Origin of the sequence: Falsiroseomonas sp. E2-1-a20 (genome assembly GCF_051433195.1) — a bacterium.
Taxonomy (GTDB): Bacteria; Pseudomonadota; Alphaproteobacteria; order Acetobacterales; family Acetobacteraceae; genus Falsiroseomonas.
Genome location: NZ_JBHMFT010000032.1, coordinates 17,034 through 41,384, shown reverse-complemented (window position 1 = coordinate 41,384; position 24,351 = coordinate 17,034). Strand labels below are relative to the sequence as shown.

General features: G+C 69.1%; 21 protein-coding genes. 13 read left to right on the top strand and 8 right to left on the bottom strand.

The genetic code is table 11. The annotated features are described in order from the left end of the window. Window positions 1-67 precede the first annotated feature (67 nt). Complete coding sequence (locus ACFHPP_RS25035) at window positions 68-1,330, bottom strand: PRC-barrel domain-containing protein (RefSeq protein ID WP_437165965.1); 1,263 nt, start codon at window positions 1,328-1,330, stop codon at window positions 68-70. A 630-nt stretch (window positions 1,331-1,960) separates the two neighbouring features. Between ACFHPP_RS25035 and ACFHPP_RS25030 the strand changes: the two genes are divergently transcribed. Next, a complete protein-coding gene (locus tag ACFHPP_RS25030) occupies window positions 1,961-2,695 on the top strand; it encodes a DUF3616 domain-containing protein (RefSeq protein ID WP_437165964.1) in 735 nt (244 codons plus the stop codon). Between the two features lie 16 nt (window positions 2,696-2,711). On the opposite strand, the gene ACFHPP_RS25025 is transcribed toward ACFHPP_RS25030, so the two are convergent. Continuing rightward, window positions 2,712-3,500 carry a DUF1206 domain-containing protein gene (locus ACFHPP_RS25025; protein WP_437165963.1) on the bottom strand — a complete coding sequence of 263 codons (789 nt, stop codon included), beginning with the start codon at window positions 3,498-3,500 and terminating at the stop codon, window positions 2,712-2,714. Window positions 3,501-3,630: 130 nt separating this feature from the next. Beyond that, on the bottom strand, window positions 3,631-4,452 hold the full coding sequence (locus tag ACFHPP_RS25020; RefSeq protein WP_437165962.1) for a CPBP family intramembrane glutamic endopeptidase: 822 nt from the start codon (window positions 4,450-4,452) through the stop codon (window positions 3,631-3,633). Between the two features lie 417 nt (window positions 4,453-4,869). On the opposite strand from ACFHPP_RS25020, the gene ACFHPP_RS25015 reads away from it, so the two are divergent. From ACFHPP_RS25015 to ACFHPP_RS25005, 3 genes are all read left to right on the top strand, one after another. After that, complete coding sequence (locus ACFHPP_RS25015) at window positions 4,870-5,631, top strand: AI-2E family transporter (RefSeq protein WP_437165961.1); 762 nt, start codon at window positions 4,870-4,872, stop codon at window positions 5,629-5,631. A gap of 340 nt (window positions 5,632-5,971) precedes the next feature. Further along, complete coding sequence (locus tag ACFHPP_RS25010; RefSeq protein ID WP_437165960.1) at window positions 5,972-7,738, top strand: autotransporter assembly complex protein TamA; 1,767 nt, start codon at window positions 5,972-5,974, stop codon at window positions 7,736-7,738. Window positions 7,739-7,741: 3 nt separating this feature from the next. Beyond that, window positions 7,742-11,545, top strand: coding sequence for a translocation/assembly module TamB domain-containing protein (locus tag ACFHPP_RS25005; RefSeq protein ID WP_437165959.1), 3,804 nt, complete (start codon window positions 7,742-7,744; stop codon window positions 11,543-11,545). A gap of 13 nt (window positions 11,546-11,558) precedes the next feature. Here ACFHPP_RS25005 and ACFHPP_RS25000 read toward each other — a convergent pair whose 3' ends face one another. Together ACFHPP_RS25000 and ACFHPP_RS24995 are read right to left on the bottom strand one after the other, a co-directional pair. Further along, window positions 11,559-12,083, bottom strand: coding sequence for a hypothetical protein (locus tag ACFHPP_RS25000; protein ID WP_437165958.1), 525 nt, complete (start codon window positions 12,081-12,083; stop codon window positions 11,559-11,561). 32 nt (window positions 12,084-12,115) lie between these two features. Next, window positions 12,116-12,508 (bottom strand): hypothetical protein, encoded by a 393-nt coding sequence (locus ACFHPP_RS24995; protein ID WP_437165957.1) that lies wholly within the window; start codon window positions 12,506-12,508, stop codon window positions 12,116-12,118. Between the two features lie 127 nt (window positions 12,509-12,635). Between ACFHPP_RS24995 and ACFHPP_RS24990 the strand changes: the two genes are divergently transcribed. The 7 genes from ACFHPP_RS24990 (at window position 12,636) to ACFHPP_RS24960 (ending at window position 18,937) form a co-directional block, all read left to right on the top strand. Next, on the top strand, window positions 12,636-12,986 hold the full coding sequence (locus ACFHPP_RS24990; RefSeq protein WP_437165956.1) for a hypothetical protein: 351 nt from the start codon (window positions 12,636-12,638) through the stop codon (window positions 12,984-12,986). A 270-nt stretch (window positions 12,987-13,256) separates the two neighbouring features. After that, window positions 13,257-13,916, top strand: a complete 660-nt coding sequence (locus tag ACFHPP_RS24985) for a PRC-barrel domain-containing protein (RefSeq protein WP_437165955.1) — start codon at window positions 13,257-13,259, stop codon at window positions 13,914-13,916. 74 nt (window positions 13,917-13,990) lie between these two features. Then, a complete protein-coding gene (locus ACFHPP_RS24980; RefSeq protein WP_437165954.1) occupies window positions 13,991-14,347 on the top strand; it encodes a hypothetical protein in 357 nt (118 codons plus the stop codon). Between the two features lie 171 nt (window positions 14,348-14,518). After that, the gene (locus tag ACFHPP_RS24975; protein WP_437165953.1) at window positions 14,519-15,319 is read left to right on the top strand and encodes a PRC-barrel domain-containing protein; all 801 of its coding nucleotides are present in this window, start codon (window positions 14,519-14,521) and stop codon (window positions 15,317-15,319) included. A 37-nt stretch (window positions 15,320-15,356) separates the two neighbouring features. Then, window positions 15,357-15,926, top strand: a complete 570-nt coding sequence (locus ACFHPP_RS24970; RefSeq protein ID WP_437165952.1) for a hypothetical protein — start codon at window positions 15,357-15,359, stop codon at window positions 15,924-15,926. A 130-nt stretch (window positions 15,927-16,056) separates the two neighbouring features. Then, window positions 16,057-17,490 (top strand): Do family serine endopeptidase, encoded by a 1,434-nt coding sequence (locus tag ACFHPP_RS24965; RefSeq protein WP_437165951.1) that lies wholly within the window; start codon window positions 16,057-16,059, stop codon window positions 17,488-17,490. A 52-nt stretch (window positions 17,491-17,542) separates the two neighbouring features. Then, on the top strand, window positions 17,543-18,937 hold the full coding sequence (locus ACFHPP_RS24960; protein ID WP_437165950.1) for an endonuclease/exonuclease/phosphatase family protein: 1,395 nt from the start codon (window positions 17,543-17,545) through the stop codon (window positions 18,935-18,937). Between the two features lie 75 nt (window positions 18,938-19,012). Here ACFHPP_RS24960 and ACFHPP_RS24955 read toward each other — a convergent pair whose 3' ends face one another. The 3 genes from ACFHPP_RS24955 to ACFHPP_RS24945 all read right to left on the bottom strand — a co-directional run bounded on the left by ACFHPP_RS24955 (window position 19,013) and on the right by ACFHPP_RS24945 (window position 21,198). Then, window positions 19,013-19,318, bottom strand: coding sequence for a hypothetical protein (locus ACFHPP_RS24955; protein ID WP_437165949.1), 306 nt, complete (start codon window positions 19,316-19,318; stop codon window positions 19,013-19,015). A gap of 146 nt (window positions 19,319-19,464) precedes the next feature. After that, window positions 19,465-19,944: a hypothetical protein gene (locus ACFHPP_RS24950; RefSeq protein WP_437165948.1), complete on the bottom strand. Its 480-nt coding sequence runs from the start codon at window positions 19,942-19,944 to the stop codon at window positions 19,465-19,467. Window positions 19,945-20,061: 117 nt separating this feature from the next. After that, on the bottom strand, window positions 20,062-21,198 hold the full coding sequence (locus tag ACFHPP_RS24945) for a PRC-barrel domain-containing protein (RefSeq protein ID WP_437165947.1): 1,137 nt from the start codon (window positions 21,196-21,198) through the stop codon (window positions 20,062-20,064). A gap of 241 nt (window positions 21,199-21,439) precedes the next feature. Between ACFHPP_RS24945 and ACFHPP_RS24940 the strand changes: the two genes are divergently transcribed. Both ACFHPP_RS24940 and ACFHPP_RS24935 read left to right on the top strand, forming a co-directional pair. Beyond that, complete coding sequence (locus ACFHPP_RS24940; RefSeq protein WP_437165946.1) at window positions 21,440-23,647, top strand: sensor histidine kinase; 2,208 nt, start codon at window positions 21,440-21,442, stop codon at window positions 23,645-23,647. Continuing rightward, window positions 23,637-24,326 (top strand): response regulator transcription factor, encoded by a 690-nt coding sequence (locus ACFHPP_RS24935; RefSeq protein WP_437165945.1) that lies wholly within the window; start codon window positions 23,637-23,639, stop codon window positions 24,324-24,326. The genes ACFHPP_RS24940 and ACFHPP_RS24935 overlap by 11 nt, the downstream gene beginning before the upstream one ends. Window positions 24,327-24,351 lie beyond the last annotated feature (25 nt).

The following is a 24,351-nucleotide window of genomic DNA, read 5'->3' as shown; positions in this document are numbered from 1 at the left end:
CGATTGTGAGTGGAAGGACAGGGCGGGCAAGGTGCGCCATAGCCTGCAGCGCACCCCAACCCTTCCATCAGCGATACAGGCGGACGCCGTCGCTCCAGCCCTGGTCCCGGCCGTACTCAGCGATGCGGTTACGCTCGAAGCGTGGCAGCGCTTCCAGTTGCGCGCGGGTCAGGTCCATGCGCACGCGCTCGCCCGATCCGCCGAACCGCAGCTGCTCGATCGGCACTACGGCACGGCTTTCACCCAAGCCAAGGAACCCGCCCCATTCCACGACAGCGGCGCGCACCTGGCCATTGCGGTCGATCAGCAGATTCTCGACCTCGCCGGCGTCGCGGCCGTTCGCGCCGATGACGTTCGTACCGACCAGGTTCTGAACACGCGCGAGCGGCATGCCAGCGGCGGGTGAAACTGCGGCCTGCTGTGCAGACCCGCCGGACTGCGCGGGCGCCGGTGCGGCGGTTGCGCCGGTGCGAGCCGCCTGCTGCTCGACCCGCACCTGGGCATCACCCTGCTGCTCGAAGCGGATAACTGGCTGTCCCTGCTGCTGCACACGCACCTGCGGATCGGCCCGCTGGACCTGAACCTGCGGCTGCGCTGGCGTGACCCGTACCTGCGGCGACTGCTGGTTCTCCATCACACGCACCTGCGGCTCCGGCATCTGAACGGAGACTTCCGGCTCCGGCATCTGAACCGTCACCTGCGGCTGTCCCTGGCGGACGATGATCTCGGGCTGCGGCACCACCACGGTGATCACCGGCGCGGGCTGCCGCACGGTGACCGTCGGCTGACCCTGCTGCACATTCACCGTGGGTGCGGCTTCGCGTACCACGATCTGGCCGGCAACGGGCGCGCCTTGTGCTGCAGCCTGGCCCGGCATGCCGACCAGTTCGGCACGCAGTACCGGTATCGCGACGAGCACCTCCTCGACCTGGACCCTGGCGCGGGCCATGTCAGGCCGCTCGCCCTGGATGCTGGCCTGCGCTTCCGAGACTTCGCGCTCCAGCCGCTGGCCAGTCTCGGCGCTTCGGCGCTCGGAAGGCAGCTGCTGCATTGTCTGCTGGAGCTGCGTGAGAACCTGGCGCACACCCTGTGCCGCCTGGCTCTGCTGCTGACCCTGCGCCCCCTGCATCCGTTGCAGCGCCTGGCGCAGGGACTGTTCCGCCTGTTGCAGCTGTTGCGCGACCTGCTGCCCTTGCTGGCTCGCCTGAGCGGCTTGTCCAGACTGTGTACCGGCAGGCTGCTGCTGCCCGGAGGTTTGGGCCTGCGTGGTTCCCGTGCTGGCAAGCGCCAGTACGGCCGCCAAAGCTGTCGTTGTCAGAAGCGTGTTCATGATGATGATGTCCTCGGTCCTGGCACTGAATTGCCATTGATGCCTCGCGTGTTGCGGCCGGGGCGACTTGTGGCCGCAGCGCCCGCGTCGCGTCACTGATGCCTGCCAGCCTCACGTCGCATGCTCACGAAGCAGCCTGCATTGAACCAACGGAAAGGCCCCCGGCTCGTTCACCGGCTAGGTAGTTGCCCGTATTTCACGAGGAGCGTGCTCGCTGTTCGTTCGCCGAGGATCACGGGCTGGTGTCGCAGGCCCGGTCCGCCCAATTCGGTCAGCAAGCGGACACGATTGGTAGAACGCGCAGGACATGATCGCTGGGTGCTGCCATCCATGAGCTTCAAGTCGCAAGGTGAATCCATGCACAAGTCAGAACCGTCTGCTCCCCGTGTCGGGCAGGTCCGGCTCGCCTTCTCCATCGCGCAGGCGCTTCCTCGTCTCGACGATCCGGTGGCCAAGGACCTCTCTGCCGTCGCGCATCGGAGACTGTCTTTTCCTCGCCTGCGATGAAGCAGCAGGGCTCGAACGATTGAGCAAGACTGGCGCTGCAAGACTGGCGCTGATTGCTATGGCGACCACCAGCACATCCTGCTGAGCGACTTCTTTGACCTTCCCGGCGGCCCTGACGAGGAGATGTTCCTGAAGGTCCCGTCGAAGGAGAACGGTCTCGACATCGAGGGGATCGCGGTCCAGGGCGAGCGCGTGTGGCTCGGTCTGCGTGGGCCGGTGCTGGTCGGCTATGCGGTGGTGCTCGAGCTGATGCTCAAACAGCCCAGATCGGGCAGGCTCAAGCCCCGCAGGATCGGACCTGGTGGGCGGCGCTATCGCAAGCATCTGCTGGACACCGGTGGGCTCGGAATTCGCGACCTGCGCCGCAGCGGCCAGGATTTGGTGTTGCTGGTCGGGCCGACAATGGCATTGGAGGGAACCGCCCACGTGCTGAAATGGCTCGGTGGCGTGCAGGACGAGGCCGAGGGCATGGTGCCGACGAGCCGGCTGGAACTGGTGGCGGACCTGCCCTATCGCCGCCAGTCGGACCATCCTGAGGGACTTGAACTCTGGCCGGGGGCGGGGGATGGCGCGCTTCTCGTGGTTTATGACGCGCCTGGGCCAGAACCGGGACGCCACCAGCCGGACGGTGCAGGCCGACATTCTTCGACCTGGTTCCGGCGACGCCGGCCTGCGGAGGTAAGCTGCGGCCTCGGCAATCCTCCTGGGCGGCAACGCAGGGTGGTGCGCCAGGACGATATCGTGCATCGCCCTGCAGCCTGTATTGTCCGGCGTTGGAATGGCGCCAGCCAAGTCGCGGGCGTCATTTCGGTGCGCCGCTATCTGACCCGGCGGCGGAGGCGACCTTGGCAGGACTGACGGCCTGTCGTCCTCCTCAACGCGGAGGCGTGTCCTTGACCGGCCACTCTCGGAAACCGCGCCACAGGGCTTCGGCCATGCCGAAGGCACCGAAGCAGAGCAGCCCGGCCCCCGCTCCTGCGAGCAGCAGCAATGATCCGGGTGCTGGCTCCAACACGGCAAGCACCTCGCCAAGAGTGACCAGGTGCAGCGCCCGTGAATCATCCAGCGCCGTGACCCCCAGACGTTCAGCAAGGAGCAACAGAAGTGCTGCGCGCGTCCCGTAGCCGACCCGCCCGCATGCCGCGACCCAGTGCCGCATCAATCGGGGACACGAGAGGTCCGCCATGAATCGCCGTGAAAGCGCCTTCGCGGCATTTCCGAGACCCGCGAGCGCCGCAAAGGCCGCGATCCCAAGCAGCAGCTCCTCCGCGATCCAGGACTCCAACACATCTCGCAGAGCCTCGGCGCCAAGGCTTCGCGGGACCAGCTCCTCCAGGCTGTCCGCGGCTTCCAAGGCGGACCACCCCATGAGGCCGTAGAGTGCGCCGCTTCCCGTGAGCCCCACCCGGTGCGCCAGCCCGATGGCCGAGCGGCCAAGGTGCTCGGTGTCGAGCAGCGCCTGTACAATGCGCCAACTCGCAAAGCCGGACAGGCCGGTGCCGATGATCAGCAGGAGCAGGGGACCGCCTGGCCAGGCTGCCAGCTCCTCCAACGCTCCCCGCGCGCCGACCGGCCTTTCATGCAATTCGAACGCGGCAAGAATCGAGATCACGCCCACGATGAGGTAGATCGCGCCCCGCGCCGCATAGCCGGCTCGGGCCATGAGGGTGAGTAGATCCAAGCAGCGGTCGAGGAAGCGGATCTGTTGTCCTCCAGCCGCCCGGGTCACTCGCTCCAGCAGCGTCAGCTTAGCTTTATGGCAACATGGCGGTGGCCCGAAGCCAGATGACCGCTTAAGCGCCCAGGTCTCGTCGGCGCATGATGGGAGCAAGGGCAGCCAGAATGGCGGCGGCAAAGCAGGCGGCGACGCCGCCCCACACCAGCGCCGGCAGGGGATCCCGGCTCAGCGAGTGCACACCCCAAAGCAGAACCAGATGAAACAGCACCGCCAGCCAGAGGCACTGTCCGCCACGGAGATAGATCCAACCGATCAGCACGGATGCGGCAGTGGTGTAGAGAGGGAAGGCGAGGATGGGAAACCCTGGCGGCAGGAAGGCCTGCTGGATTTGCGGCACGACAAGCACCGGGAGGTGCCAGGCCCCCCAGGCCAAGCCGATGAGCAGCGTTGCCGTGAGAGGCGTCATCCGCTTAATCATTCGAGGCAGCGCAAAGCCTCGCCATCCCAATTCTTCCCCCAGCGGACCACCAATCAGAGACAGGCCCAGGAAGGTCAACAGGGCGGTCCAGCTGTCGGCCGCGAGACGCGCAAAGCCAACGTCAGCAAACGGCTTTGCCATCAGTACGCTGATTGCCAGCAATCCAAGCGGAAGCAACACGGCAGTCGCCCACCAGCCCGCGCCGGCACGCCGCGGCGACAGTCGAGAGAAGAGATCGCGTAGGGCACCTGGGCCACCGATCATCCAAGTCACTAGCACAGCCGAAAAGTTCGGGCCCCAGACGGCCAGCAGGAAGAGGATGCGTGCGGGCAACCCTGGCTGTTCGTCGTTCAGAAACCCAAGGCCAAGGCTTTTCAGAATCCAGAAGATTACGGCCAGGCCCCAGCTGATGCCGAAGGTGATGGCGAAGAAGGCCAGGATCGGGTTTCGCCGGAGCATGCGAGCTTGAAAGCGGAGGATTTGGCAGGGTTCCCTACGCAGTTTTACTGGGCCGCCACGGGCCGCAGCAGACTGACGCGGTCGAACAGCGGCCTGCAGCGTTGGGCAGGTTCCGCCAGCATGGTGGCGCAGCCCGGGCGACCGCAGGTCAAAGCACAGCAATGCAGGATCACAATAAGCTCAACAACCGGCTGCTTGCGCTGATCGCCGGCCTGCCCTTGGTCGCGGCGCCGAAGTGGAGCTATTCCGTCACCATGCCGCTGGCGGCGGCTGTGTTCGTCGTTGCCGTTGTCTGGCCGATCAAGCTGCGCCCCGACAGTCACCTGCCGTCGTGGCTCAGCTATGGCGGGACGATCATCCTTCTTCTCCCGGTCGTCGCAGGATTCGCCTTCGCTGTGTATTGTTCCATGGCAGGTCGTGCAGACCCTCATCGCCCGGCAGGCGCAGTTCGAGCAGCTCTACATCGATTACGCCGAATGGGCGCAGGCGAATGGGCTGCCCGTCATCCTCGGCGGTGGAGGTGGCTATACCTGCCTCGTCTCCCTGCTGCAGACGGTGCTATCCAGCACCTACACGGTGCTGGCCTACCTCGGCTCCATCGCCATCCTGGTGTTTCTCGGCCTGCCGGAGATCCCGACATTCAAGAGCAAGATTGGTGACCATTTCGATGCCGCGGACCGACGCGAGGTCCTGGACGCTGTCGAGGAGACCGCTGGCAGGTTCCGCAGCTACATCGGGGTGACAATCGTCACCAGCCTTCTCACCGGCATTGCCTCCGCACTTTGGGCCGCGGCCATGGGGCTCGACCTAGCTTTGACCTGGGGCGTGCTGAATTTCCTGCTCAACTTCATCCCGGTGGCCGGCAACATCATTGGCATCATCCGCCGACGATCTACGCCCTGCTCCAGTTCCAGAACTGGACCATGCCGCTCGTCGTCTTCCTGGGCTATGCCGTCATGCAGATCGGCATCAGCAATCTCATCTATCCCTGGCTTCAAGGACGCGGCCTCTCGCTGTCACTTGTCACCTGTCGCCATCGTGGCGGCGCTCGCCTTCTGGGGATGGGTCTGGGGCATTGCGGGTGTTTTGCTGGCGGTCGCCCTGACCGCAACCCTAGCCATAGCCAGTGCCCATTTCCGTGTAGCCGAGTGGATCACCACGCTGGTCTCGAAATCCTGACCGCGCCACATGCAACCCGGCCCCTGGAGCTCTACCTCACGACTACGGCGAGCACGTGCGGCGAACCGTTCTTCAAAGTGTTCATCGAGCATGAACTACGTAGGACTACGAGGTTTCTCTTCGGTGCGGAACCGCAGCATGCGTCCGGCTTTGCAATCATGTGAAACGTCGACCACCCCGGGTGCCAGCGGCACCTCGCTCCCCTGGCGATAGGCACCTTGCACACGCGCTCGCCCTTGGCCTGCTCGTGGCAAGCGCCATCGCGCTTCCGAGCAGCCGCGCCCAGGAACAAGCGAGCCAGGCAGATCTTCCGCCAGGCGAGGTTGGAAACCTGCCTTACGTGACCGAACTCACCCCCACGGGAGATGCATCGTTGGACGCGGCACTCGCCGCCGTCTCCCGGCTTGCGGGGCTGGAGGAGGAAGCGCCGACGACTGCATTCGGACTTGCATCCCGCGCCGCGGATGATCGCGAGCGGCTGGGCCGGGCGCTTCACTCGGAAGGTTATTGGGGCGGCACCATCCGCATCCTGATCGGCGGCCTGCCTCTGGACACGCCGGATCTGGCAGACCGGCTGGAGGTGCGTACCGGCGCGCCGGTCGTTGTGCGTATTCAGGCCGAACCAGGTCCACTTTACACGATCTCCGAGGTGTCCGTCCGCGCCACGACCGAACAGGGCATCGCCGCCGTGGCCGAGGTGACGGAGGAGCCGCTCAGCCTGGCCCCCGGCGATCCGGCGACGGCTGTCGCGGTGCTGGCGGCCGAAGCACGACTGCTCGCGCGGCTGCGCGAGGGCGGCTATCCGCTGTCCAGCGTGGTCCGGCGCCAGACCGTGGTGAACTACGACCAGCGTGGAATGGCGGTCACCTGGACCCTTGCCCCCGGTCCTCGCGCTGCATTTGCCGTGCCGCGCGTGGCGGGGACGGAGCGGATCGACCCCACGTTCCTCGCGCGCTTCGCCGCCAACCAGATTTCCGGCGAGACCTACAGCCCGGCGCGGCTGGAGGAAGCCCGCCGGCGCATCCTCGACCTGCGCGCGTTCTCCTCGGTCAGGGTTGAGACGGCGGAGGAACTGAATGCGGAGGGGCGGCTTCCCGTGACCTTTACCGTCGCCGAGCGCCCGCGCCGTGCCATCGGCGTCACCGCCTCCTATGAGACAAATTACGGCCCGTCCTTCCTGGTCTATTGGGAGCACCGCAACCTGTTCGGCCAAGCGGAACGGCTGCGGCTGGAGGCAGAGGTGGCGCGGCTTGGCAGCGATGGGGGCGGGGTCGAGGACAGCACCTATCGCGCCTTCGCCACACTGACCCGGCCCGGGCTGTTCGGGCGCAACCTGTCCGCCGTCGGCACGATCGGCGTGCTGCGGGAGAGGCTGACGGCCTATGATCGTGATGCCGCCGTCGCCTCCGTCGTGCTGGAACGTCGCTTCTCCGAGCGCCTGACGCTCGGAGCGGGCCCGACCATCGACATCGGCGACGCCGGACCATCGGAGGGTCTGCTGAGCCCGTACCAGGTTGCAGGGTTCATCCTGAACGGGCGGTGGGACGAGACGGACAGCCTATTGAACCCGACGCGCGGCTGGCGCCTGACCGGCAGCGTCACGCCCAGCTTCAGCCTGGACGAATCCGCGCTTTTCGCGCCGCTGCGCGTCACCGCCAGCACCTACCGGCGCGTCTTCGGCAGCGAGCGCAGCATCATCGCGCTGCGCGGCACCATAGGCTCCCTGCTGGCGCAGGACCGGCTGGATGCCCCGATCCATCAGCGCTTCTTCGCCGGCGGCGGCGGCTCCGTCCGCGGCTATGACTACCAATCGATCGGGCCGCGCGGCGCGAATGGACGGCTGGTCGGCGGCGCCAGCCTGCTGGAGGCAAGTGTCGAATGGCGGCAGCGCTTTGGCGAAAACTGGGGCGGGGTTGCCTTCATCGATGCCGGGACCGTGGGCTCAGACTCCATCCCCAGCGTCTCCGACTGGCGCATCGGGGCTGGGATTGGGGTCCGCTACCACACCGCCATCGGGCCGATCCGCGCCGACATCGCGCTACCGCTGGTGCGGCAGGAGGGCTCCTCGGGCTACAGGCTTTATGTCGGCATAGGGCAGGCGTTCTAAGGCATGAATGACTGGCGGCTGCTCCGGATCCTGATGGTTCTGCTGGTCTCGGCGCTGCTGCTGCCCGGCGCGCCGGTGACGGCGCAGGACGACGCGGCGCGCGATCCGTCCTTCTTGGAGCGGCGTCTGGAGCGGCTGATCCCGGGGCTGCGGGTTGAGGGGCTGGAAGGCGCGCTGCGCGGCGTCCCCTCCGCCAACCGCATCACCATCTCCGATGCCCAGGGCGTCTGGCTCACGATGCAGGACGTTCGACTCAACCTCGCCCCGACGGCGCTGCTGCGCGGCGTGGTGCGGCTGGAGGCGCTGGAGGCGACGCTGCTGCGCGTGGACCGCCTGCCGGTCGCGGCGCCCACGACCACTCCCGCGGAACAGCTGGTACCGGGCGAAGGCGGCGTGCTGCCAGGCCTGCCGGACCTGCCGGTGGATCTGGCGCTGGACCGCCTGGTGGTGCAGCGGCTGGAACTCGATCCCTCGGTACTCGGCCAAGGCGCCGCCTTCTCCCTGACCGGCAACGCCGCGCTGGAGTCCGGACGGCTTGCCGCGGAACTGGCGCTGCGGCGGCTGGACCGGGAGGGCAGCATCACCCTCGATCTCGCTTTGGCGCCCGCCGCGGACCGGCTGAATGCCCAGCTTGCGGTGAGGGAGCCGGAAGGCGGTCTGGTGCCCAGCCTGCTCGGGTTGCCGCAGCATCCGCTTTCGCTGACATTGAGCCTGGATGGCCCCGCCGCCGGCGCGGCTCTGACGGTGGAGGCGCGGCTCGGTCCCGAGATTGCGCTGGAAGCGGAGGGCACCATCCGGGCGCTCGCCGATGGCGCCTTCGGCGCGCGGCTGCGCGGCCAAGTGCAGGCGGCGCCACTGCTACCGGTGCCGCAGCCTGGTGCCTTCTTTCCGGCGACCTTCACGCTGGATGCCGATCGGCCGGCGGATGGCGTGCTGACGATCACGCAGCTCGAAGTCAGGACCCCGGTCGGGCAGGCCAGCGTCACCGGCACGGTGGACCTGGCGCGGGAAGTGCCGGATCTGACGCTGCGGCTTGCGCTCGGCGCCTCCGCGCCGATCGATGCCGTGCTGCCGGAGGGCATGGCCTGGGAGTCGCTGCGGGGCGAGCTCCGCGTCACCGGCAGTTTCTCCGCCCCGCAACTGCAGCTGCAGGCCACGCCGCAGGGCCTCGCCACCGGAATCGTTCAGGCCGATGCCGTGCTGGGCAACAGCCCGACCCTGTCCGGCACGGCAGCACCAGCATCCCGGCAGGTGGATCTGGCGGTGCGGGGTGAAGCCGGGCGGCTCGCGGTCACCGGCTCGCTGGCGGAGCCGCTGGATGCCACAGCGCGCCTCAGTCTGCCGCGGCTCGAAGTGCTGGGGCCTGGATCAGAGGGGGCGCTGGAGGCGGTCGCGCAGCTCACCGGCACCCTGACCGACCCGACCATCGCTCTGACCGCCAACTCCGGCCGCGTGGCCCTTGCCGGCCGCGTGCTTGAGGGGCTGGGCCTGGAGGCCCGGATCGAGACCCCGGTCAGCGCGCCCCGCGCGGAGGCCCAGATGCGGGCGACACTGGAGGGCCTGCCGCTGGAGCTGGCGCTGCGTGGCCAGCCGCAAGGGACGCTGCTGCAACTGGAACAGGCCCGCCTCAGTCTAGGCCCGGCCGTGCTGACCGCGGTGGGTCTCGTCAATCCGGACGCGCTGCTGTTTGACGGCACGGCGCGGCTGGAAGCCGACGCCCTGGCGCCACTGGCGCCGCTGGCCGGGCTGCCCGGCCTGGAGGGACGGTTGCAGGCGCAGGGGCGCTTCGAGCCGCGCGACGGCGTGCAGGGCTTCGACCTGCGGCTGGAGGCCCCCCGCCTGGCCTATGCCGGCACCACCGGGCTGATCGAGGCGACCGTCGAGGGCACGCCGCAGGCCCTGGCCTGGTCGGTTCAGGCCGCCGCGGATGCGAGCACGCTGTCGGCCAGTGGACGGCTGCTGGCGATGGATCAGGGTTGGCAACTGAACCTTGCCGCCCTGCAGGCCGAGGCGCTGGAACTGGCCCTTCGCCTCACATCACCGGCGCAGATCCTCCTGGGCGCCGATGGCGGCATCCGTCTGGCCTCGCCCCTGAACCTGACCGCCCCCCGCGGCGGACAGATCCGCATTGCCGGTCGCTGGGGCCCGGAGCAGGCAGACCTGACGGCCACCTTGTCCTCGCTCTCCGCCGCGCTGGCCGGCCTGTTTCTGCCGGAGCTTTCACCGGAGGGCAGCCTTTCCGGCACGGTACGGATCACCGGCCCGGTGGCACAGCCCGAGGTCGAGGCAAGGCTGCGCGGCAGCGGGTTGCGCCCGGGCGCAGCCTGGTCCCAGGGCCTGCCCGCACTGGGCCTCCGCGCCGAGGCAAGCTGGACCGCCGGGACCGCCCGGCTGCGGGCCGAGATCGAGGCAGGGCGCGCAGGGCGCCTGACCGTGGCGGCGGGGTTGCCGCAAGGCTTTGGGCCCGCGGCACCCTTGCAGGCCAGCCTGGACGGCAACCTGTTGCTGCAGCCATTGGCTGGCCCCTTCCTGGCCGCCGGGGCGGACCGGGTGACGGGGCAATTGCGACTGGCGCTGCGGGCGGATGGCACGTTCGCCGAGCCTCGTCTGGGCGGCCAGGCAACCCTGACCCGGGGCGAGTACCGCAACCCGGTCTATGGCGTCCGGATCAGCGACATCGCGGGAACGATCACCGGGGAAGGGAGCCGCCTCGTGGTGCAGCGCCTGCAGGGGCGCACCGCCGGGGGCGGCAGCATCGCGCTGCTGGGCGGCGTGGATCTTGGTGCGGCCGGGCTGCCGGCCGACCTGCGTCTGACGGCGCGAAACGCGCGGCCGGCGGTGTCCGATCTCGTCACCGCGACCTTCGATGCTGATCTGCGCCTCGACGGGCCGCTGCTGGCGGACGCCCTGCTGGCCGGGCAGGTCCGGGTGCAGCGGGCCGAGATCCGGATCCCCAGCACCATTCCTGCCAGCGTGCCGGTGCTGGAGGACGTACAGGTGCGTGGCACCCCGCCCCCTGGCGCGATCCTGCCGCCCGCCGCGCAGCCGGCCGAGGCCAGCCTGCCGACGCCGCAGGGCCTGCCGCCTATCCGCCTCGATATCGCGATTTCGGCGCCGGGCCAGATCTTCGTTCGTGGCCGTGGCGTTGATGCTGAGCTGGGGGGCGATCTGCGGATCGGCGGCACGCTGCCTGACCCAGTGCCGCAGGGCGGCTTCGAACTGCAGCGGGGCACGCTTCAGGTGCTGGCCCGCCGGCTGACCTTCGACCGCGGTCGCATCGACTTCGCCGGTGGCACGCTGACGCCACGGCTGGACCTGGCGGCGCGCAGCCAGGCCGGTGGTACGAGCATAACCATTGCGGTTCAAGGCACGCCCGCTTCGCCCGAGATCACCTTCAGCTCCTCGCCCGAATTGCCGCAGGACGAAATCCTGGCGCGGCTGCTGTTCGATCGTTCCACCGACCGTCTCTCGCCCTTCGAGATCCTCCAGATCGCGGAGGCGATCGCGCAGCTCACGGGCATTGGTGGCGACAGCCAGGCGCTGGACCGTGTGCGGGGTGCTTTGGGGCTGGACCGGCTGGGCGTCGCCGGTGGTGGGGGCGCGGCGGGCACAGGGGCCGGCCCTATCGCAGAGGCAGGGCGCTACGTCGCGCCTGGTGTCTATCTGGGGTTGCGCCAGGGCGTCGAGAGTGGGCAGACCGGAGTTGGCGTGGAAGTGGAGATCACGCCCCGGCTGAAGCTGGAGGGCGAAACCGCAACCGGCCCCGCCGGGGACCGGCTGGGGCTGACCTACGAATTCGAATACTGAGCGAGCAGGGCGTTCAGCCGCCCCGCATTGCTTCGGCTGCCGCGGCATCTTCCAGCCGTTCCATCGCGGCCAGTATGGCGCGTGCCTCCGTAACCGCTTCGGCCGCTGACGTTGCAGCGCGCTGCATCCGGCCGACGGATTCCGCGAACTGACGCTCGGCCGCGATGTAGACGTCGTGGCCAACAAAGTCCGGCGGCGTTTCCTTCACGACCATCCAGGCTCTCTGCGCCTGGTCCACCAGGGCCTGCTGCTGCGGCGGCACGGCGCCGGGCTGCGGGTCCCGCGTGCCATGGTCCGCCAGCGCCACCACGGCGGCGTGCAGGCGCTCCGCTGCGGCGTCGACCATGGTGGCGTAGCCTACCAGCTTCCCACTGCGCGATTCCAGCACTGGCGCGGGCTCGGCGGTCTGGCCCGTTCGCCATTGCGCCTGAGCCGAACCAGCCGCGACGAAACAGACCAGCGCGAGTGGCAGTGAGACGAAGTGCAGGCGAAATCGGCCGGAAGCCACCGCCGGACGGATGCATTGTTCAGACGTCATGATCGAGTTCCTTCTGCGGGGATACAACGGTTTCACGGCACCGGCGTATCGATGGCGGGGCGGCCGCTGGAGCCGGGACCGCGTAGACCCGGTGCGGGCAGAACCGGATCAGGCGGCAGCAATTCGCGCGCGATCGCGTTCAGGTCGCGCAGCTCCTCGCGGCGCTCCTGCGGGCTCGCGGCGACACCCTGTTCGCGCGTCAGGCGCCGCGTACGCTCGACGGTGGGCTGCTGACGCTGCCAGGCTTCCGTGGCCTCCCCGTTGTCGGACTGCGCCAGGCTTGGGGTGGTCAGGGGGCTGACGAGGCCCAGGACAAGGACCAGGCGATGCAGCGCGGTTCGCGCTGACGTTCTCGGCATCGGGCCATCTCCTTCCATGATGTGGCACGGGCGACAACGCAGCAGGTCGACGAGGGTGGGGCTCATGCGCGTGCCCTACGTGATGGCACGGATGTCGCTGGTCGCGACGCCGCCCCAACTCCGATCAGTTGGATCGTGGCGCCGTTGTGGCGCTGCGGGATCCGGCAGCGTGCGCTAGCGGGTGAGGAGGAGCATGATGGTGCATGCGAAGGAACTGATCCTCGCTGCCGCCATGTTGGGTGCCACGAGCGCGGCGATGGCAGCGCCAGAGCAGGATTTCCAGGCCCGGACGACGGGGCAATTGCTGGAAGTTTGCAGGACGAAGCCGGATGATCCGGCGCATGCCAATGCGATGCGGTTCTGCCATGGCTTCGTCCTGGGGGTCCTGGCACGCGCACCCAGGGGCTGCACCTTGCCGCGGGAGTGGCGGCGGGTTTTTGCCGGCTACGCGGCGTGGGCGCACGCCAACCCCATCCATCTCGACGACAATCCAGGGAACAGCCTGGTGGAGTTCCTCGACCTGCACGGCCACTGCAGGACCTGATCCCTATGCAGGGGCGCGGGCGGCCTGAACCAAACCCAAAGAAGGAGTCAGTCGATGACGACTGGTGCACTGAAGGATCGCAACAGGGATTCCGCACGGCGCTGGAACCTGATGGGCACGGCGGGGTTTGCCGCGCTAGTCCTCGCTGCCGCTCCAGCGCTGGCTCAACCAAGCCAACAGTCGAGCCAGCAGCCGAACCAGCAACGGCAGGCGCAGCAGCAGCCTGGAGAGGCCCGGGGGGCCGGCGGTGAGACCTCTAGCCGGGACGGAATGAACACCCTCGTCATCTTCAGCCGTTCGGAGGAGCGCAACCTGCCCGAAGGTCAGCGCGCACGTCAGGTGACGGCGGAAGAACTATACCGTGGCGTCCGCGCCTCCCGCATCATGGGCCAGGAGGTCTATGGCGGTGATGGCGAAGATCTTGGCGACGTCAAGGATATCTTCGTCGGGCGCGATGGGCGTGTCAGCGCCATCGTGGTCGAAGGCGGTGGCTTCCTCGATATCGGCGACGCGGCCTTCCGCGTGCCATGGAACGAGGTCAACCTGACCCCTGGCGCCGCCGGCATCCGCATCCGGATGACCGAGGAAACGGCCGAGGACTACGACCTGTTCGATGGGCCGGAGACGCTGATCACCGGACCGCGCGAATACCGGATCTCGGAACTCATCGGTGACTACGCGCGGCTGAGCAACGGTGCCGGCTATGGCCGTGTCTCCGATGTCGTGATCGGCCGCGACCGCCGCATCTCCGGCGTGCTGGTGACGCGTGGCATCGGCTGGGGCGGAGGTGCCTATGGCTTCCCGTACTACGGCTACGGCTACGGGTTCGAGCCAGGCAACGACTACTACGGGCTGCCCCACGCCACCACGGAGGCCGCGGCCATGGCGCCCCGCATCGACTACGGCCTGTTCGACGACGGGATCCTGTAGCGGTCGGAACACCTCCGGTCCACCAACCCAGCCACCAGGGCTCGGCAAAGCACAAACTGGAAGGAACGCACAACATGAAGATCACCAGCCTCCTGCTCCCCGCGACCCTCGCCCTCACACTCGGCGCTGCCGGCGTGGCGCCGCAGGCCCAGGCGCAGCCATTCGAGCGCGACGGCGCCGGGTGGTTCGACAATGATGAGCGCGGCTGGTTCGGAGAGCGCGAGCGGCGCGAGCGCTTCGACCGTGGCTACGAGCAGGGCCGCATGGACGAGCGCCGCGACCGCATGCGTCGTGGCTACCGCGACGACGAGTATCGCGAGTACGGCGATTGGGACGACCGTCGCGACTATGGCGAGCGCGAAGGCTATCGCGAATATGGCGAACGCAGGAGGGACCGCGACGAAGACTGGTTCGGTGGATTGTTCGACTGAATGCTGCGGCTGCCTCCGGCAGCCACGCAGAAGGTCGGCAACCGGGCTCCGCGCCTGCCAGGGTTAAGCGGCGGGCTGAATGAGGCCCGCCCGGATCAAGGCAGGATCAGGAAAGCCGAACCAGGGTCGGCGGCTTCGACGCGAACCTCGGTTCAGGCAGAGGAGGCGACGATGGCAGCACAGGAATCAGGACTATGGCGATCTTCGGCCATCCTGGGCTACGGCGTGCAGGCGACAGATGATGCGATCGGCAGCGTCTCGGACGTCCTGTTCGACGATGCCGATTGGACGGTGCGGTGGGTGGTGGTCGACACCGGCACCTGGCTGCCGGGGCGCAAGGTGCTGCTGCCCACATCCGTGCTCGGGAATCCGGATCCGGCTACCCGCATGTTCCCGGTGGATGCGACCCGGAAGCAGGTCGAGGACAGCCCCGGCCTGGGCCAGGACGAGCCGGTGTCGCGACAGATGGAAACCGACATCTACGGCTACTATGGCTGGTCGCCATACTGGTATCCCGGGACCGCCGCCTTCCCCGGCTACGTGCCGCCCTTGGCGGGACAGCCGGCGGCGGCTCCGGCCGCAGGCACGGCGCGGCCTGGCTCAAGGCCAGGCACTGCCAGCGAACCGGAACAGCGGGGTGATCCGCACCTGCGCAGCGTGAGGGAGGTCACTGGCTACCATATCCGGGCGACCGACGACGACATCGGCCATGTCGAGGAGTTCCTGCTGGACGATACCCACTGGATGATTCGCTACATCGTGGTCGACACGCGCAACTGGTGGCCCGGCAAGCAGGTCCTTGTCGCGCCGAAGTGGATCGACCACGTCGACTGGGGCGCACAGCAGGTGCATGTGCGGGTCACCCGCGGGCAGGTCGAAACCAGTCCGGAATACGATCCATCTGCGACCACCGACCGCGCCTTCGAGGAACGCCTGCACGGGCATTACGGCCAGATTCCCTACTGGATCTAAGCCGCCGCCATTCCACTGGAGCCAAGGAGGACGAGCCATGAAACGCCTGATCCCCATCGCCCTCGTCGTGGGCCTGCTGGCGCCCGCCGGGCACGCCCTGGGCCAGGACATCGCGGGCCGCAACGCGCCGCTCCGGCACATGGACCGGGCCGAGCGGCACCTGCTGGCAGCGCTGGATGCGATCCGGCAGGCCCCGTCGGGGCCGCAGCGCGACATGGCGATGGACGAGGCCCGGCAGGCGCTGATCCGCACCCAGGAAGCCCGCGCGCGCGCGATCGGCGCCCTGGGACTGGGCGACCCGGTTCGGAGCCAGTCCCGCTCCGCCGCGCGGGCCGCGTTCCAGGCGATGTCGCAGGCGCAGGACATCGCCGCGGGCGGCGACCGCGCCCGCATCGGCTATGCGATCGACCGCGCCGAACATGCCCTGTCCATGGCCAGGCTGGAACCGCTGGAGCGGGGGGTGGTGGACAGCTGGCTCAGGGAAGCGCACGGCGCGCTCGACCGCGGCGATAGGCGGGCAGTGCGGCGGTCCCTGGAGCAGGCGGAATGGGCCCTGCGGGGCAGCGTGGAAACACCGCCGGGGTGGCGGCTGGAAGCTGGCGGCTGAAGCGGGGCTTTGGGCCGCCCGGCATCCGTGCCATCCCGTAGTCCTGCAACCTCCGGCCGTAGGTCGTCTTCACCCGTGGCCCGCAGCTTCAGGAGGTCTCACGGTGTCCGCAGCCCGAACTGGCTCTCGCATGTCCATCTCCCCCACCGGCCTGCTTGTCGCCGGCCTGCTGGCCCTGGGGCCGGCCGTGCCACAGGCCGTCGCGCAATCCACCGCCTCGTCATCCTCCGCCTCCCAGCCCGGCGCGCCGAACTTCGCTGACCTGGTTGCACAGGTTGCGCCGGCGGTGGTGCGCGTCAGTGTCGTCGGGCAGCGCGAGACGCAGATGACCGACATTCCCCCTGAGCTGCGCGGCACGCCGCTCGAGGAATTCTTCCGCCGCTTCGGCGGCCAGGGGCAGGGCCCGCAGCAGCCGCGCCGGGCGATGGGCCAGGGCTCCGGCTTCATCATCGAGACCAGTGGCTTCGTCGTGACCAACAACCACGTCGTCGGCAATGCCCGTCGCGTCACCGTCGAACTGGCCGACGGCCGCGAACTTCCGGCCCGCGTCGTTGGCGCCGATCCACAGACGGACATCGCCCTGCTGAAGGTGGAGGCTGGCGGCTCGCTGCCCTCGGTGTCCTGGGGTCCGAGCGCCGATCTCCGCGTCGGGGAGTCGGTTCTGGCCATGGGCAACCCTTTCGGCCTTGGCGGCACGGCGACCTCCGGGATCGTCTCGGCCCGTGGGCGGCAGATCGGCGCCGGTCCCTATGACGACTTCATCCAGACCGACGCCTCGATTAACCCCGGCAATTCCGGCGGACCGCTGTTCAACATGCGTGGCCAGGTGGTCGGCGTGAACACCGCGATCTTCTCGCCCTCGGGCGGCAATATTGGCATCGGCTTCGCCGTGCCCTCGCAGATCGCCCAGCGCGTCGTCACGGATCTGCGCGAGGACGGCCGCGTGGAACGCGGCTGGCTTGGCGTCTCGCTGCAGAACGTGGACCGCGAACTGGCGGAAGCACTCGGCGTGCCGGATGCGGAAGGTGCACTGATCGCGGGTGTCGAGCCGGGTTCGCCCGCCGCGCGCGGAGGATTGCGTGCCGGCGATGTCGTGACCCGGGCCGGCGACCGCCAGGTGCAGGATTCACGCGATCTCGCCGTCGCCGTGGGCGAGGCGAGCCCTGGCGCCACCATCACCCTGACCCTGCGCCGCGACGGCGAGCAGCGCCAGCAGCAGGTGACGCTGTCTCCGCGCCCTGACCAGCGCGACATGGCCGGGCGCGGCGGTGACGAGCAGGGCGAGCGTAGCACCGGCGCCGTCGGCCTGGCCCTTGCCGCGCGCCAGGGTGCGCCCGGCGCCGCCGTGGTCCGCGTCGCCCCGGGCAGCATCGCGGAGGAGCGCGGCATTCGTGCCGGCGACGTCATCCTCCGCGCGGGGGGGCGCGACGTGACCGGCCCGGGCGACGTCTCCACGGCATTGGAGGAAGCGCGTAAGGCCGACCGCTCCTCCATCGCCATCCAGATCCAGCGCGGCAATGCCAGCACCTTCGTGGCGCTGCCGCTGAGGCGGGATCAGGGTTGATCGGCATGCGCCCGGCTCCAAGAGCCGAAGGCATCCATCGGGGGCCGCGGGCATGAATGGTGGAGGCACGATCGCCTCCGCTGCCCTTCTTGTCCTGTTCGTGCTGGCGGTCCTGCTCGTGCTTCTGAGCGTGCTGCCGCGGCTGCACAGCCAGTCCTGGTGGGTCCACGTCTGGGATTTCCCGCGCCCACAGGTCGCGGGCGTCCTGGTGCCCGTGCTGGCGGGCCTGGTGGTGCTGGGCGATCCTGGCAGCCCGGCGATGCTTGGCATCCTGGCTGCTGGTGGGCTTGCGCTGGTGGTCCAACTGCGCCGCATCTGGCCGTTCACGCGCCTGCACGCGACGCAGGCGCAGACCGCGGCGGGCTGTGCGGCGGATCTCAGCCTGTCACTGCTCACCGCCAACCTGAAGCTCCGCAATAGCGGCGCGGAGCGGCTGCTGGCGCAGATCCGCCGCATGCGGCCGGACGTGGTCTTCGTGGTCGAGCTGGATTCGAGCTGGTCCGATGCGCTGGAGCCGCTGAAGCAGGACTACCCGCATCATCTCGTGCATCCGAGGCCCGATTTCGGGGGCATGGCGTTGTACGCCAGGCTGCCGCTGGTGGATGCGCAGGTGCAGTTCCTGCTGGACTCCTACGTGCCCTCGATCTGCGCCGGTCTGCGCCTGCGATCCGGCGCGGTGGTGGCCTTCCATGGCGTGCATCCGAAGCCACCGACGCTGTTCGGCCACGGCACCGTGCAGCGCGATGCGGAACTGCTGCTGGCGGCACGATCCGCCGGTTGCGGGCCGCGCCCCGCGGTGATGGCGGGGGACCTGAACGCCGTGGCGTGGTCGCGCGAGACCGGGTTGTTCATGCGCATCGGCGGCCTGATGGATCCGCGGATCGGGCGTGGGCTGTTCGCCACCTTTCCGGCCACCTGGCCGTGGTTCCTGCGCTGGCCGGCGGACCATGTCTTCTTCAGCGGCGAGTTCCGGCTGCTGCACCTGGCCAAGCTGCCCGAGATCGGCCCGGACCACCTGCCGCTGTATGCGGAGCTATGCCTGGAGCCCGATGGACCGCAGCCGAAGCCGGGACCCGTGGAGCCTGCCGCGACGGCGAGCCTCATTGCCGGGGGTCGAAGGAAAGCCGCCGCCTTCGAGCCGCCGCCGCAGCAGGTGCCAGATGCCGGGCGTCATCCTGACGCGCTTGGGGAACTCCCGCACGGAAGGCGCCTGCTCGCTGAAGCCACAGATAAAGTCCAGCCGGACCGGGTCATGTTCCACATCGATGTCGCAGCGGCAATCACCCGCCCGACGACAAGTGCGGCCAAATCGTGCCGGGCGGTGGCCCGCAGCAGGCCAAGCCACACGCCCAGCAACACCAGGTCCTCAGGGTCGAGGGAGGCGGGCCAGACAGCGACACATGACGCAGCCGCACGTTCCGCCGTCCACTCCACCGCCGTGCGGTGATAGCTAGGGCATGACGCATGAGCGCAGCCGGCGCGTGACCAGTTCCTTTGGCCCCCTACAGGCACGCCGCATCACTCAGGGTGCGCGCAGATTGGCGCAGGCGGTCCACCATTCCGTCTCGGCCACCGCATCTCGTAATGCACCGACGACGCCGCCACCGGTACCGAACGCGATGGCGCAGAGCGTCCCGGCCGGTGTGTCGAGCCGGCGCACCGTCGCCATGCGGCAGCCTTCCGGCAGGGTTGCGGAGCGGCCGCCCTGCAGTACCGCCTCGGCATCCTCGCGCGAGGGGCACACGGGCACCTCCCTGGTCTGTGCCTGCGCAGCACACGGCACCGCCAGGGCTGCCAGGCAGGCGGCGGACATCGCGGCCTTGCGCATCTCGCTCGTTCCTTGGCATGGAATTCGGACACGACGCCGGCAGGGCTTCATAGGCCGGCAGGGCTTCATAGTTGCGGGCGACGCGTCGGAGTCAGCGGAGCCCAGGCGGGGACGGCGCAGGCCGCCCCCGCCCATACCTGGCTGGTTCAGTTCCGGGACCCGCCGCTGGAGGATGAGCCGCTGCCGCCACCGGTGGACGGACTGCTGCCGCCGGTGGACCCGCTGGCGGAGCTGCCGCCCTGAATCGCGCCGCTGGCGGTCGGCATGGAGGCTGGCGGGTTGATCATCAGGTAGACCGTGTTGCCGTCCTCGGTTTTGGCCTGAACCAAGTAGGCGGCATCGACGATGCGCACATCCTGGAAGCCGGCCCGGCTGAGCTGCTGGCGGAGGCGCTGCTGGCTCATCGCCTGCTGCTGGCTCTGCGACGCGCTGGAGCTGCCCTCAGAGGAGCTCCGGGAGGAGGAGCCCTGGGAACCGGAACCCTGTGACGAGCTGCTGCCGCTGCTGGGGCGATTCTGCTGGCTCTGGTTCTGGCCCTGGTTCTGGCCCTGGTTCTGGCCCTGGGCGAAAGCGGGTGCGGTCAGCGCGATGCCGACCAGCGCGGTGGCTATGAGCTTGCTGTTCATCCTGTATCTCCTGGTATTACGTCGTGCCGCCGGCGCGAATGCTCCGGCTTCCTGGTTTGCGCCAAGCTTCGCGGCGCAGGCGGGCGACGGCCATCCGGCCGCCGCATGCGCAGGGCCCTACCGAGCCATGCGAACTCCTTCGCCCCAGCCGCGCTCCTGGCCGTACGCGGCAATGTTGGCTTCGTCGTAGCGCGGCAGTGCCTCCAGCTCCTCCCGCGTCATGTTCAGCCGGGCTGGGCGGCTGCCGAGGTCGATGCGCTCCATCGGCACCACCGCACGCCGCGTGCCGATGCCGAGGAAACCGCCCCACTCCACCAGCGCACCGCGGACGCTGCCCTGTCCATCGAGCAGCAGGTTCTCGACCTCACCAGCCTCGCGGCCATCAACACCGACAATGTTGGTGCCGATGAGGTTCGAGACCTCCCGGAGCGGCAGGCCGGCGGCCGGGGAGACGGCGGTGCGCTGCGCACCGCCGGACTGTGCCGGAGCGGGCGTGGTCGTGGTCGCACCGGTTCGCTGATCCTGCTGCTGCGTCTCCGTCGCAGTCTGGCCCTGGCGCTGGACATTCGCCTGCGCCTCGCGCTGGACATTGACCTGCGGCTGACCCTCGCGCTCCACGTTCACCTGTGGCTCACCCTGGCGCTGAACCGTGACCCGTGGCTGCGCCTGCTGCACATTCACCTGCGGCGACTGCTGCTGCACGGTCACCTGCGCGCCACCGCCCGACACGGACGTGCCGCTCGACTGGCCGCTACCCGATGCGCTGGCGGAGGTCACCTGGCCATACAGTGATGCCACGGCCTCCGCGGCCTCGCGAACCTGTGCCGCGGCGCGCTGGCGGTCCGGGCTGTCGCCCTCAAGCGCGCTCTGCGCCTCTGAAAGCTGTGTCTGGGCAATGCGAAAGGCGTCCTGCCCCTGCACGTCGGACGGCGCCCGGCCAAGCGTCTGCAGTCCCGCGCTCACGGCACGGCGAGCCTGGCCCCAGTTCGGCTGGCCTGCACTGGAGCCCTGCTGGGCGAGTTGCTCGTGCGACTGGCGCAGCGAACGTTCGACGGCCTGCAGCTGCGGAGCCAAGGGATTGCCGGCCTGGGTCTGCGTAGCCTGGGGCTGGCTGGCGCCCTGGTTGGACGAAGATGGCTGGTTCTGCTGCGCCCAGGCCGCACCGGATACGCCCAGCGCGACAATCGCAGCTGTCGCGAGCCACGATGCACGACGCACGGCGTTGCGGGTTGCATGCTTCTGGTCATGTCGCATGGTGCTGTGCCTTCTGCCTGCTGCAACAAAGAGCGCGGTCCCTCGGCATGGTCCAACCTGATGGCGCGCGTCTTCGGTGGCGACGAGTTGGGTTGGTTGCGCTGCATTTGGCACCCCCGGGCAGTTACCTAGGCCGCCTGAGGAAACCGATGTGCAGGACAACGGTTAGGGCTTGCTGCAGACTACCGCGCGCCGTTCAGGGCATCGCAGTCTATCGGACACGAAGACGGAGCCGCGCAGGATGCTTCAGCCCAAGGAAACGGCAGGTGTCACGCTTGGCAGGCCGCTTGCGTGGCATCTTGGCCTGCTATGCGCGGCGCTCCTGCTGCCGATGGTGGTGCTCGAGGCTTTCCTGCTGCTCCGGATCGCCGCGTCGGAGCGGGATCGGCACGAAGAGGCGGCCCGCGACGCGGCGCATCACATCGCAGTCTCGCTCGATCGTGGCCTGACGACGCTGCAGGCGGTGGTCGAGGTGCTGGCGACCTCGGACCACCTGTTGTCCGGCGATCTCGAAGCGTTTCGCCAGCGCGTGCGGCAGATGCCGCGGGCGCGCGATGCGGCGCTCGTGCTGCATGATGGCGACAGCAGCTTGATGCTGACCAAGGGATCAGGGGTCGTCGGACACGACGACGCGGCGGCGGTGGTCGCCGCGGCCGACAGCCAGCGCGCCCAGGTCAGCGGCCTGCTCGGCCTCGAAACGGGCCTGCCCAGCTTCGCCGTGACGGCACCCGTGCCGGGCCCGGATGCCGGCCCGGGTCGGCTGCTCAGCCTGCGCGTGCCGGTCGGCGAACTGCATGAGATCCTGGAGCGGGAGCGTCTTCCGTCCGGCATGGTCGCCACGGTGACTGACAGCAAGGGCTTGGTGCTGGCCCGCAGCGAGGAAGCGGAGCGCTTCCTCGGCCTTCGGCGCCGCGGCGCCGGCGACGGGCCACCACCCGGGGAGGGCTGGCAGCGCGGCGTGGATGCGAATGGCGTGCCCGTTCTGGTGGCGCATGCGGAGGCGGGGGTCGCGGGCTGGACCGCCTGGGTCTTCATTCCCGAAACCGCCTTCGCCGCGCCGCTGCAACAACGGCTGCTGCTTGCAGCCGGCATCGCCCTGGTCCTGGCCGGCTTGGCCGTCGCCCTGGCGCTCGCGTTCTCGCGTCGCATCGCCGAGCCGATCCAGGCGCTCGCCGCCTCCGCCCGGCGCCCCCTGTCCGACCGCGCTTCCGTAGTTCTCCAGGTCCATTCCGGCGTCCGCGAGGTGAACGCCGTCGCCGCAGCCCTGGCCGAGGCACGGCGGGAGGCCGCGACGCGGCTGGGCGAGATCGAGGAAGTCCTGGACGCGCTGGACCTGGCGCAGGTGAAGGTGGTCGACCCGCAGGGACGCATCCTGGTCTGGACCACGGGCATGCAGCGGCTGTTCGGCTGGACCGCTGCCGAGGCGGTCGGGCGCGATGCCCTCGACCTGCTGCGCAGCGAATATCCGGAGCCGCTGCGGGTCATCACGGCGAGACTGCGGGAGACCGGGCACTGGCAGGGCGAGATCCGGCAGTGCCGGCGCGACGGTACGCCCATGCTGGTTGCCAGCCAGTGGTCGCTTCGGCTGGGCCCCGATGGACAAGCCCTGGCCGTGGTGCAGGCCAGCACGGATGTGACAGCCCTGCGCCAGGCGGAGGCGCAGCTGCGCGATACGCAGGCCGAGTTGCGCCACATCGCCCGGCTGAACGACATGGGAACTCTGGCCTCCGCGCTGGCGCACGAGATCAGCCAGCCCCTGACTGCAAGCGCCAGCTTCACCGAGGCGGCGCTGCGCCTGCTCGAGTCCGACACGCCGCTTCCCCGGCGCCTGCGTGCGGCGCGGGAGGCGATGCGGGAGGCGGCGGACCAGGCGGTGCATGCCGGCGAGATCGTGCGGCGGCTGCGGGACTTCATCGGCGGAACCGATGGGGAGCGGATCGTCACCGACCTCAACGTGCTGGTGCGGGACGCGGCCAGCCTGGCCCTCGGCGGTGTGCGGCAGCGCGGCATCGCCCTGCGCCTGGACCTGGCGCCGGAGCCACTGCCGGCGCTGGTGGATGCCGTGCAGATCCGCCAGGTCGTGGTCAACCTGGTCCGCAACGCTATCGAGGCCATGGAGGACCGGCCGCGCAGGGACCTGCTGGTCAGAGTCGGAAGATCCGGCGAGGGGCTGCTGTCCGTCGCCGTCATCGACAGCGGCGGGGGCCTGCCGGAGGAGATTCGAAAGCGGCTGTTCGAGGCTTTCGTGACGACCAAGCGCGAGGGCATGGGTGTCGGCCTCTCGATCTGCCGCGCCATCGTGGAGGAACATGGCGGACGTCTTGCCTGCGCACCGAACCCCGGAGGCGGCTCCGTGTTCAGCTTTACGCTGGCCGCCATCGATGATGCGGCGCCCGACCGCGTATCGCCTGATGGTCAGGGCGAGGAGGAGGCTTCCGATGCCGACTGATGAAGCGATCGCCTATGTCATCGACGATGAGCCGGCGGTGCGGCGATCGCTCGCGCTGCTGCTCAGGTCGGCGGACTATGTGGTGGAAACGTTCAGTTGCGGCGACTCCTTCCTGCGCCGCGCCGACCGCGACCTTGCGTTCGGCTGCGTGCTGCTGGATGTGCGCATGCCCAATACCGATGGCATCGCGGTGCAGCGGGAGATGGTGGCGCGGAGGCTGCGGCATCCTGTCGTGGTCATTACGGCGCATGGTGACGTGCCGCTGGCGGTTCGGATGATGAAGGCGGGCGCCTACGACATGCTGCAGAAGCCGTTCAGCGGCGACTCGCTGCTGCGCGCCGCCGCCGCCGCGTTAGCGCGGCGCGACGAGGCTGAGGAGGCGAGGGCCGCGGAACAGCGCATCACCGCGCTTTCGGCGCGCGAGTCCGAGGTGCTGCGCGGGCTGGTCGCCGGCCGACAGAACAAGATCATCGCTCTCGATCTTGGGATCAGTCACCGCACGGTGGAGATCCACCGCGCAAACCTGATGGCGAAGCTGCAGGTCCGCAGCCTGTCCGAAGCGGTGTGCATGGCGCTCGCCGCCGGCATTCGCCCAAACGGCGGAATGGAGGCCGGCACGGAGCGCGGCGCGAATGGTCAGGGTCTTGGCAACGGGCACGGAAGCTCCAGCCGCGCGTAGTCGCCTGCCGGAGATGATTCAGGCA